Source organism: Catenulispora pinisilvae, assembly GCF_015356865.1.
Taxonomy (GTDB): Bacteria; Actinomycetota; Actinomycetes; order Streptomycetales; family Catenulisporaceae; genus Catenulispora; species Catenulispora pinisilvae.
The window spans coordinates 1-10,036 of the sequence record NZ_JAAFZA010000322.1 but is presented as its reverse complement, the minus strand read 5'-3'; the positions used below and the strand labels follow the sequence as shown (position 1 = coordinate 10,036).

At 69.4% G+C, this 10,036-nt stretch carries 11 protein-coding genes and 1 pseudogene; 4 read left to right on the top strand and 8 right to left on the bottom strand.

Annotation, left to right across the window (positions count from 1 at the left end; all coding sequences use genetic code 11):
- Together IZR01_RS44940 and IZR01_RS44935 are read right to left on the bottom strand one after the other, a co-directional pair.
- A partial coding sequence (locus tag IZR01_RS44940) for a DUF4865 family protein (protein ID WP_194927401.1) occupies nucleotides 1-579 on the bottom strand: 579 nt, incomplete at its 3' end.
- Nucleotides 579-1,136, bottom strand: a complete 558-nt coding sequence (locus IZR01_RS44935; RefSeq protein WP_194927400.1) for a TetR/AcrR family transcriptional regulator — start codon at nucleotides 1,134-1,136, stop codon at nucleotides 579-581. The genes IZR01_RS44935 and IZR01_RS44940, both read right to left, overlap by 1 nt.
- Before the next feature lie 80 nt (nucleotides 1,137-1,216).
- On the opposite strand from IZR01_RS44935, the gene IZR01_RS44930 reads away from it, so the two are divergent.
- Nucleotides 1,217-1,693 carry a nitroreductase family deazaflavin-dependent oxidoreductase gene (locus tag IZR01_RS44930; protein WP_194898428.1) on the top strand — a complete coding sequence of 159 codons (477 nt, stop codon included), beginning with the start codon at nucleotides 1,217-1,219 and terminating at the stop codon, nucleotides 1,691-1,693.
- 315 nt (nucleotides 1,694-2,008) lie between these two features.
- On the opposite strand, the pseudogene IZR01_RS54595 reads toward IZR01_RS44930, so the two are convergent.
- Nucleotides 2,009-2,572 (bottom strand): annotated as a pseudogene (locus IZR01_RS54595) (IclR family transcriptional regulator); the annotation flags it as partial.
- A gap of 38 nt (nucleotides 2,573-2,610) precedes the next feature.
- On the opposite strand from IZR01_RS54595, the gene IZR01_RS44920 reads away from it, so the two are divergent.
- Complete coding sequence (locus IZR01_RS44920) at nucleotides 2,611-3,228, top strand: hypothetical protein (RefSeq protein WP_194927399.1); 618 nt, start codon at nucleotides 2,611-2,613, stop codon at nucleotides 3,226-3,228.
- Here IZR01_RS44920 and IZR01_RS44915 read toward each other — a convergent pair.
- The 3 genes from IZR01_RS44915 to IZR01_RS44905 all read right to left on the bottom strand — a co-directional run bounded on the left by IZR01_RS44915 (nucleotide 3,128) and on the right by IZR01_RS44905 (nucleotide 5,843).
- Complete coding sequence (locus IZR01_RS44915; RefSeq protein ID WP_323747283.1) at nucleotides 3,128-4,522, bottom strand: HTTM domain-containing protein; 1,395 nt, start codon at nucleotides 4,520-4,522, stop codon at nucleotides 3,128-3,130. The genes IZR01_RS44920 and IZR01_RS44915 overlap by 101 nt on opposite strands.
- The gene (locus IZR01_RS44910; protein ID WP_194898430.1) at nucleotides 4,519-5,235 is read right to left on the bottom strand and encodes a DUF5819 family protein; all 717 of its coding nucleotides are present in this window, start codon (nucleotides 5,233-5,235) and stop codon (nucleotides 4,519-4,521) included. Before IZR01_RS44910 ends, IZR01_RS44915 begins: the two co-directional genes overlap by 4 nt.
- Nucleotides 5,236-5,336: 101 nt before the next feature.
- Nucleotides 5,337-5,843 carry an Lrp/AsnC family transcriptional regulator gene (locus IZR01_RS44905; RefSeq protein ID WP_194927398.1) on the bottom strand — a complete coding sequence of 169 codons (507 nt, stop codon included), beginning with the start codon at nucleotides 5,841-5,843 and terminating at the stop codon, nucleotides 5,337-5,339.
- A 152-nt stretch (nucleotides 5,844-5,995) separates the two neighbouring features.
- Here IZR01_RS44905 and hppD point away from each other — a divergent pair, with 152 nt between their 5' ends.
- Nucleotides 5,996-7,141, top strand: a complete 1,146-nt coding sequence (gene hppD / locus IZR01_RS44900; protein ID WP_194927397.1) for a 4-hydroxyphenylpyruvate dioxygenase — start codon at nucleotides 5,996-5,998, stop codon at nucleotides 7,139-7,141.
- Between the two features lie 45 nt (nucleotides 7,142-7,186).
- Nucleotides 7,187-8,413 (top strand): DUF2510 domain-containing protein, encoded by a 1,227-nt coding sequence (locus IZR01_RS44895; RefSeq protein ID WP_323747282.1) that lies wholly within the window; start codon nucleotides 7,187-7,189, stop codon nucleotides 8,411-8,413.
- A 1-nt stretch (nucleotide 8,414) separates the two neighbouring features.
- On the opposite strand, the gene IZR01_RS44890 is transcribed toward IZR01_RS44895, so the two are convergent.
- Both IZR01_RS44890 and IZR01_RS44885 read right to left on the bottom strand, forming a co-directional pair.
- The gene (locus IZR01_RS44890; protein WP_194898434.1) at nucleotides 8,415-9,077 is read right to left on the bottom strand and encodes a hypothetical protein; all 663 of its coding nucleotides are present in this window, start codon (nucleotides 9,075-9,077) and stop codon (nucleotides 8,415-8,417) included.
- 123 nt (nucleotides 9,078-9,200) lie between these two features.
- A complete protein-coding gene (locus IZR01_RS44885) occupies nucleotides 9,201-9,776 on the bottom strand; it encodes an isochorismatase family protein (protein WP_194898435.1) in 576 nt (191 codons plus the stop codon).
- Nucleotides 9,777-10,036 lie beyond the last annotated feature (260 nt).

Genomic DNA, 10,036 nt, shown 5'->3' with positions numbered 1-10,036 from the left:
CAGCTCCCCGATCGACGGCTTCGAAACATGCAGCACCTCATACCGCTCCGTGGCCTCGACATCCCCCGGCACCGCATCGGCCCACAAAGCGAACTCCACCAACTCCCACCGCGTCGGGTCGATCGCCAGCCCGACCGTGTGCGCCCCATCGCGCCGCGCCGTCCGCTCAGCCTCCGCGGCCGTCTCCGCCAGCCACGCGCCCAGCGTGTCGTCGAACACCGGCACCGGCCGCGTCCGCCGCGAAGCCGCCCGCGGCAACGCCTCCGCCGCCCGCGCGGGTCCGGCGTAGTGCGCGACGCCCGTCCACTGCCGTACCGGCACCCGCCCGAAGCTGCGGATGATCCGCTCGAATCCGTTGTCCGCGAACAGGAAACTGCTCATCGCGCCGGTGTCGCTCCAGAAGTAGAACGGAGCGTATTGATTCACCGGCGAGCCCTTCGCCGCCTCCCGGATCGCATACGCCTTGAAACCCACGCCCTCCCGATCATCGAGCAGGGGCTTGGCCTTCTCCACCCGCTCGCGCAGGATGCCCATGTCGTAGTCGGCGGGCAGGGAGATCTCATACTGCATCGCGTACATCAGCGCTCTCCAAGCAGGGGAAGGATTCCGGCTATGGCGTTCTCGAACAGGGCGGGGTCGTCGGCCGCGCGGGCCAGCACGTAGCCGCCCTGCATCGCCGCGACGATCGCGGCGGCGGTGTTCGTCGGGTTCAGGACCGGGGGCAGCGAACCGTCCGCCACGCCCTCGGTGACCAGATCCGCGATCCGGCCGCGCAGCCACGCCAACGTCTGCGTGACCGGGGCCTTCAGCAGGGCATCGGCCATGATGTCCGGGTCCTGCGTCAGGCCGCCGATCGGACAGCCGCGCAGCACGTCGCGCTGGCGCAGCAGGTAGGCGGTCAGGCGCTCGCGGGCGGTGCCGGGCCCGGTGAACTGGAGCTCGGCCAGGGCGCTCATCTCCTCGGCCGTGCGCTCGATGGCGGCGCGCGCCAGGGCGGGCTTGCCGTCGAAGTGGTGGTACATGCTGCCCTGGCCGGCTCCGGCGCGCTGCTGGATGGCCTTCGGGCTGGTGCCCACGTATCCGCGTTCCCAGAGAAGCTCCCTGGTGCTCTCGATGAGCCGGTCTGCCGTGTCCATGACCGTCACTGTACATACTAGTAGGTACAGAGCGCAACGCGTTCTTCTCTGCTGGCACGTCAAGTGCCATACTCCGCGCCATGACCCCTAAGGGAATGAAGCGTACGGCCCAGACCCTGGCCCGCCAGCCGTGGTTCGTGGCGGTCGGCAAGCACACCATCCCGCGCGTGGACCGTGTCCTGTACAAGGTGACGCGCGGCCGCGTCGGCGCCATGAGCCCGTCCGGCATGACCGGGCTGCTGCTCACCACGGTGGGCCGCAAGACCGGCAAGGAGCGCTCCGTGCCGCTGCTCTACGTCGGCCACGAGGGCAAGTACTACCTCACCGGTTCGAACTGGGGTCAGGAGCACCATCCGGTGTGGACGCTGAACCTTATGGCGAACCCGGACGCGACGCTGACCGTCAAGGGCAAGAAGATCCCGGTCACGGCGCGGTTGCTGGAAGGCCAGGAGCGGACGGACATCTGGCCGGTACTGACCGAGACGTGGCCCAACTTCGACGTCTACACCGAGCGCAGCGGCCGGGAACTGCGGGTCTTCGAGCTGACGCCGCGCTGAGGCGCGATCTCACTTCAAAGCGGCGGAGATCTCGGCCGCCGCCTGGATCACCCGCGGCGCGATCTTGGCGCTGTCCAGCGGCGCGAACGACACCACCCCGACGCTCGCCTCCAGCCCCGGCACGTCCCGGATCGGCGCCGCGATCCCGTGCGCGCCGGCCTGCAACTCGCCCTCGCTCACGGTGTAGAGCGACGCAGGATCCTTATGGCCGGCATTCGACCCGGCGTGCGGGCCAGCGCTTGACCCGGCGTTCGGGCCGGTATTCGGGCCAGCGCTCGACCCGGCGCTCGACCCGGCATTCGACCCGCCGCTCGCCCCGGCGTTCGAGCCAGCACTCGAACCTGCGCTCGAACCGGCCTTCGAATCAGCATGAGGGCCGGCGTTCGTCCCAGAGCTAAACACAAGCCCGGAAACCGAGCGCCCCAAAAGGATCGCCTTCCCAGCGGCCCCCTGAGCCAGCCGATGCCGAGACCCCACGCGATAGCCCACGTGGTAGTCCGTCCACGTCGGCTCGACCACCGCGATCGCCAGCGCGTCCGGCCCCTCGGCGACCGTCAGATGCGCCGTCGCCCCGACCTCTTCGGCCAGCCGCCGCAGCGGCGGCGTCGCGGCCTCGCGCAGCAGCGGGTGCACCCGCGCGGCCAGCCGCAGCACCCCCACTCCGAGATGCACCCGGCCGTCCGGGTCCCGGCGTGCCAGCCCGTGCGCCTCCAGCGTGGCGACCAGGCGGTAGCCGGCGGTGCGCGGCGCCCCGACGCGTTCGGCCAGTTGGGCGACCGTCAGTCCGGCGGTGGCGTCGGCCAGCGCCGAGAGCACCCGGATCCCCCGGTCCAGAGTCTGGCTGGTCTCCGGTTCCGGCGCGGGTTCGGTGCGGGTCATACGCGCAGCTTAGAACGTCGGTGGCGCATACTCGACGGATGGGCATCGACGATGATCTGTTCCGGCGGCAGCGGCTTCTCCAGGGCGAGGCGGACGCCGTCCTGGACGATCTGGACCTGCTCGCCGCGCTGGAGGCCGTCGGCGATCCGATCCGCACCGGCAGCTCCGCGCTCGGCGTGATGGTGAAGCCGGACATCGACGTGACCACCGCCTGCACCGGCCTGGACCTGCCCACCTTCGACGCGGTCACGCAGCTCGCCGCCCGGCTGTCCCGGCATGAGCGCGTGCAACAGGTGACGTTCCGGAACGACACCGGCGACTGGAACGCCGAGCCCGACAAGTACCCCGACGGCCTGTTCCTCCAAGTCCGCTACCGCTCCACCCGGCCCCGGCCCCGCGACTGGGGCCTGGACCTGTGGTTCGTCGACGACCCCGCACGGCAGCCGGACCTGGCCCACCTGCGCACCCTGCTCCCGCGGCTCACCGACGAGACCCGCGAGGCCATCCTGCGCGTCAAGGAGGAGTGGACGCCGCGTCCCGAATACGGCCGGCAGGTCAATGGGACGCTGATTTATGAGGCTGTGCTTGACGGGGGAGTACGGACGCTTCCGGACTTCGCGGAGTACTTGGAGCAGGACGCGGCAGCCCGGGCCTAGGCAGCCGTGCCACCCCGGCCCCGACCTTGCGCCCCACCCAGCGCCACACCCCCTCGGGCAGGAACACCGCGTCGCCGACCATCATCGCGGCCGAGAACAGCGGCAGGCCCATCACGACCGCGATCGAGAAGTGCATCCCGATCAGCGCCACCAGGCACGGGTACTTCAGCCACTTGCTGAACACGGCGAACGGGAAGGCGATCTGCACGAACACCGTCAGGTACGCCACGATCGCGATCGTCACGCTCTGGCCGGCCATGAAGTTCGACAGCCCGGGCCACGGCCGGAACCAGTCCAGGTGCAGCGTGTAGTACAGCGCGGTCCCGTTCTGCCAATAAGAGCCCTGCGACTTGTAGAGTCCGGCCGCGGCGTAGACCACGCAGGTCTGCGCCGCTATCACCAGCACGGCGGCGTTGTGCAGGAAGGTGACGATCTCCTCGCGGGTCCGGTCCAGTTCCGCGACCGCCTGCCAGCCCGGAGAGTCGGGCCAGGTGAACTCCGGGATCCCGCGGGCCCGGCGCTTGTCGGCCTGCCGCCGCCTGCGCCGCGAGTCCAGCGACCAGACCGCGCCGCACCGGCTGAAGGCCAGGTAGATGGCCATCAGGCCCATGATGTTGTCGCCGCCGTCGGTGAGGAACACGTCGCGGCCGGTGAACGCCATTATGGTGAGCGCGAAGCAGACCGACGTGGCCCGGGTGCGCCAGCCCAGCAGCATCAGCAGGCAGATCAGGATCGCCGCGTGGTACCAGAACTGGAACCAGACGTTCCCGCCGTGGCCGAGGAACGTGTACCACCAACGGTCCACGGCGAACCAGTCCAGGCCCGGGTCGTTGGCGAACTGCTGGTTCAGGGCCGGGGTCCAGGGGGCGTTCGGGCCCCACAGCGACTCGTGCTTCGGGTACTCGTGCAGCAGGAAGATCAGGTAGAGCGAGCCGTAGCCGATGCGCAGGACCGCGGTGCCGTAGAGGGCGATCGCATGGGTGGTCAGCCGCGTGACGGACTGGCCGATCTTCTGGGCCAGCCACACCAGCGGCTGGTCGCGCGCGCTCGGGCGCCGGGCGGCGGCCATCGCGACCGCGACCACCGCGGCGGCCGTGGCCGCGGCAGCATCCCCGTTGCCGTTGCCGTTGCCGTTGCCGTTGCCGTTGCCGTTGCCCTCGGCCGCGTACGCCCCGTCGGCCCCGGCGATCGCGTCGGCCGCATCAGTCGTGTCGGTCGTGTCGGTCGTGTCGGTCGTGTCGGTCGTGTCGGCCGCGTTGGCCATGTCGGTCGTGTCGTTGACGTCCGAGGTCACGGTGCCACGCTCCCGTTCGGGCAGCCGTAGGAGACCACGTCGGCGGCGACCTGGCGCCACGGGATGATGTGCACCGACGGTTGCTGGACCTGGTTCGGGGTCTCGGCCGGCGCGATGTCGGTGGTGGTCACCCGGAACTCGATGTTCTCTATCTTGTTCGGCGCCACCCCGTCCTTCGCGCTGCGCGGCTTGATCCGCTCCAGCGCGATGTTCACCAGGTACTGCCGCATCATGTCGCCGCGGTCGGAGGTGGGGACGTCGTTGTCGTCATGGGTGGCCGCGTAGCCGTCGGTCCAGGCCCGGCGCAGTTCGTTCTGCTCGGTGTGGCCCGGGAACGGGTTGTGCGCGATGGTGTCGTAGTCCATCTGCGAGAGGTTGTACCAGGGTGTGACGCTGCTGTAGCAGTCGGTCGAGACCCTGGCCTCGATGGTGAAGTTCTGGGACATCGGGTTCGGCGCGAACAGCCGCCAGTTCTGCTCGAACCACGGATACACCCACTTGGCGATGGGGGTGGCGAACTTGGTGCTGACCGTGTTGGTCGGCGAGTTCGTGAGGAACGTGATGGTCAGGTGGTACATCGCCAGCAGCGAGATGCCGAGGACCGCGACGCCCAGGACCGCCCGGGACCACCACGGACGCGGTGTCTGTGGCCGGGGTTCCCGCTGCGGGGGTTCGGGAATGGGCGCGGCGGGTTCCTCGATCGGCTCGGACACGCAGCAAAACTAGCCCATATCGGCATCCGTGGTAACGCCGTTTTCGCAAGTCGTGACGTCCGTGACCTAATGCGACTCCTGAGAAACCCCTGGAGCAACCCTTACCCCTCCGAACGCTCGGTGGCGTGCTCGGCGGCGCACACTTCGGTCAGCGGCAGCACGCGGTAGGGCACCGGATTCGCCATCGCGATCACCGTCGAGGTCCGCTGGATGCCCTCGAACGAGACCAGTTTGTCGATCACCCGCTGCATGTCGGCGTTGGACCGCGCGACGATGCGGCACAACATGTCGCCGACACCGGTGATCGTGTGCATCTCCAACAGCTCCGGGATGGCCGCCAGGTGCTCGCGGACCTCCAGGCCGCGGCCCTGCCGGATCTCCAGCGTCGCGAACGCCGTCACCCCGTAGCCCAGTGCCACCGGGTCGATCACCGGCCCGAAGCCGCGCACGACGCCGCGCGCCTGCAACCGGTCCAGCCGGGCCTGCACCGTCCCGCGCGCGACCCCCAGCCGCCGCGACGCCTCCAGGATCCCGATCCGCGGCTCCTCGGTGAGCAGGGCCAGCAGCCGGGCGTCCAGGTCGTCGATGGAGGGAACGGATGAGGGCATAACGGATGCTTCCCTTCCATGTCGGGTTTGCGGCGATGTGTCGCTGGTCACACTGTACAGAAACACTCCCCAAGGGGCAGCACTACTGAGCAGATTGTATAGCTCTCTGACCTCCTGTTGCGCACTTTGATCTGTGGATCGATGGTGAGGGCATGACCGATACCGCTGTCACCACCGCCGCTGCCAGCCCGTCCACCGATGCCAAGGACCCGTTCCCGGTCAAGGGGATGGACGCCGTCGTGTTCGCCGTCGGCAACGCCAAGCAGGCAGCCCACTACTACTCCACCGCCTTCGGCATGAAGGTGGTCGCCTATTCGGGCCCTGAGACCGGCCGCACCGACCGGGTGGCTTATGTCCTGGAGTCCGGCAGCGCGCGCTTCGTGCTGAAGGGCTCGGTCCGCCCGGGTACGGACATCGCCAAGCACGTCGCCGAGCACGGGGACGGAGTCACCGACCTGGCGATCGCCGTCCCCGACGTCTACGCCGCCTACGAGTACGCCGTCGCCCACGGCGCCACCGGCCTGGAGAAGCCGCACGAGATCGAGGACGAGAACGGTGTCCTGGTCCGGGCCGCGATCGCCGCATACGGGGACACCCGGCACTCGCTGGTGGACCGCTCGCGCTACAAGGGCGTCTACGCCCCCGGCTACGTCGAGCGCGCGCCGCTGGTCGAGCCGAACGCCCGCATCTTCCAGGCCATCGACCACTGCGTCGGCAACGTCGAGCTCGGCCGGATGGACGAGTGGGTCGAGTTCTACCACAAGGTCATGGGCTTCACGAACATGGCCGAGTTCATCGGCGACGACATCGCCACCGACTACTCGGCGCTGATGTCGAAGGTGGTCGCCGACGGCAGCCGCAAGGTGAAGTTCCCGCTGAACGAGCCGGCGATCGCGAAGAAGAAGTCGCAGATCGACGAGTACCTGGAGTTCTACGGCGGCCCCGGCGTGCAGCACATCGCGCTGAACACCGGCGACATCCTGGCCACCGTGGACGCGATGCGCGCCGCGGGCGTGGAGTTCCTGGACACCCCGGACTCCTACTACCAGGACGAGGAGCTGCGCGGCCGGATCGGCACCGTGCGCGTGCCGGTCGAGGAGTTGCAGAAGCGCAAGATCCTGGTCGACCGGGACGAGGAGGGCTACCTGCTCCAGATCTTCACCAAGCCGGTGCAGGACCGCCCGACGGTGTTCTTCGAGCTGATCGAGCGGCACGGCAGCCAGGGCTTCGGCAAGGGCAACTTCAAGGCCCTCTTCGAGGCCATCGAGCGCGAGCAGGAGCTCCGCGGGAATCTGTGAGCCCCCGCCGGGCTTCTACTGCAAAGGACGTAGTACCTGGTCATTGTGGCGGGTGTCTGGATTCCCCAAGGTTGCGTAAGGAATCCCGGCACCCGTACAGGTTTGGGCGGCAGTGTTCTAGGCTCGGTGATCGTGGAGAGTTCACCGCGTCCCGGTTATTACCCAGACCCCTCAGTGCCCGGATACATACGGTATTGGGACGGTTCGAAGTGGGTCCCGGGTACCAGCAAGCCGATGCCGAAGAAGGCCGGTGGCGGCGCGGACGCGGATCTGGTCGTGGAATCCGGCGCGGTGCCCCCGCCGCCGCGGGCCGCCGGCGCCTCGGCTGCCGGGTCGTCTCAGGACGATTCGGCGGGCTCCGGGATGTCCCGCACGGTCACCGAAGCGCCCGCCGCGCCGTCGCAGTCCCAGCCGCAATCGCAGCCGCAGCCGCAGCAGTCGCAGTCGCAGTCGCAGTCGCCTAAGGCTCCGGCCTTCGCGCCGCCGCGTCTGCTGTCCGAGGTGAGCTTCGACGACGCGAAGCCCTCGGCGGACACGTTCCCCGGTCGCGGCGCCGCCCCGGAGTTCCCGGCCGCCATGCCGGACTTCCCGGCGGCCGCACCGGAGTCGAAGGCTCCGACGTTCACCGCGCCGAAATCGTTGTCGGACAGCAGTTTCGACGATCTGCTGCCCGACCCCATGCGCCCGACGTCGCCGCCGCCCGGCTTCGGCGCCGAAGCCGGGGTTGGCGACGCGTCTGCGACGTCCCCGGTCGGCCCGGTGGCCAGCGCCTCCGGGATGGGCATCTCGATCACCGGCGGGCCGGGCATGTACGTCGTGCCGAAGCAGACCCCCGCGCAGTTGTCGGCGGGCAACCAGTCGCTGCGCATCCGGCTGCTGCGGCCGGACGGCAAGCCGTTCGACGGCCCGGAGATCACCACCGGCCCCAAGCAGTCCGACGAGCCGCAAGGCGCCTCCCGCACCGAGTTCGACGGCCCGCGCGGGCCGAAGAAGCAGGCTCCCAAGATCGTGGTGAAGGCCGGGCCGCTGGAGCGCGCCGGGCACACCCTGGCGGTCCTGCTGATCTCGGCGATCGGCATCGTGCCGCTGGGCTACTTGATGTCGCAGTCGGTCCACGACCGCGAGGACAAGCTCGCCGAGACGATCAGCGTGCCGACGAAGATGAACGTCCTGAACGCGACCTCCGAGGCCTACCTCGGCGGCATGGTCGCGGTGCTGCTGGTCGTGACGGTGCTGTACTGGACCCGCCTGAAGCGCCGGCGCGCGCGGTAGCTCACCAGCTGCCGGGCTCGTACTGGAAGTGCAGCATGCCCGGGGTGTTGTGCCGGGTACGCGCCAGCGACCAGGACCAGGTGCCGATCGTGATCTCGACGCACAGATGGTGCGGATCCGTGATCGAGCGCCCGATCGTCCAATGCGGCAGGGCACTGAGTTGCACGGCGGCACGGTGGAACGACTCACGGCCGCCGGTGACGAACACCGTGTCACTGGCGTTGTCGAAGTTCAGCACGTCACGGTACTCGCGATGCAGCATCCGGGAGTAGTCGGGCTTCTCGTCCCGGTCAGGGGCCGAGAGCCGGGCCGTGTGCACCGCGCCGCTGCCGAGCCGGGAGCGGATCGCCTTCCAGCGCGAGGGCCGGAGCTGGAGCGAGGCGTAGGACAGCACCAGATCGAAGCTGCGGCCCTGGAAGGGCGAGGGGTTCTGCCGCATCGGGACGTAGACGATCGAGCGTGGTGAGGCGGCTGCCAGCGCCCACAGGACGGTCAGCTGCTGGAAGGCGTCGAGGTCGGCGTAGCCGGCGTACCAGAAGCTCCCGTCGTGCAGGACCAGGCGGGGCGCCGGGCGGTCCGGCCGGATCACCCGGTACTCGCGCCCGTCCACGCCGACATGGCTTATCCGGGTCCTGAGTTCCAGCTTCCCCGGTTTCCCCGCCACGCCGGCCATCTTGCCCGGCCGCGGGGGTGCCGGGCCAGCCGGTTTCGGGCGGGTGCGATGTGCGGCGGTGGCTTGCCTAGCGCTTGTGCCGGTGTCCAGCTCAGCCTCGCGCCAGTGCCTCACTCAGCCCTGCGCCGCCGAAACGACTTCCACTCCCGCAGCCCGCATCTCCGCCAACGCCGCAGCCGTCGACCCCTCAGCCACCCCGGCGACCAAGTCGCCGAGCAGCCGAGTCCGCAGTCCCGACTTCACCGCGTCCAGCGCCGTGGCCCGCACGCAGTAGTCCGTCGCGATCCCGACCACGTCCACCTCGTCCACGCCGCGGGCCCGCAGCCAGTCGCCCAGCAGCGTGTCCGAGCCCTCCACGGCCTCGAAGCCGCTGTACGCGGCCTGGAACGCGCCCTTGGAGAAGACCTCGTCGACGTGCGTGCGGTCGAAGTCCGGGTGGAACTCCGCACCCTTGGTCCCGGCCACGCAGTGCACCGGCCAGCTGTTCACGTAGTCCGGCTCGGCCGCGAAGTGCGAGCCGGGGTCGGTGTGCCAGTCGCGGGTGGCGACCACGTGTTCGAAGCCGCCGCGGCCCGGGCCGGCCAGCAGCCCGGTGACGCCGGCCGCGACGGCCGAGCCGCCGGAGACCGGCAGCGAGCCGCCTTCGCAGAAGTCGTTCTGGACGTCGACGACGATCAGTGCGCGCGTCATGCTCGGTCTCTCTTCTTAGGCGCTGCAAGGGTTTCAGGCGCTGTCTTTAACTCTGGCCTTAACGCTGGCCCAACCACGGACCCAACCGCTGGCTCGACCGCTCGCTCGACCGGTAGCTCGACCGCCAGTTAGACCGCTAGTGCGGTGGCTGGATTGGTTTGCCGTGTTGGTGGTGTGGTTGCGGGTTGGGCGAGAGTCGGGCACGGAGGCCGCCGGTCACGTACGGGGTTAAGGGCGTTGTGAAAAAACCGCCTGTTTTC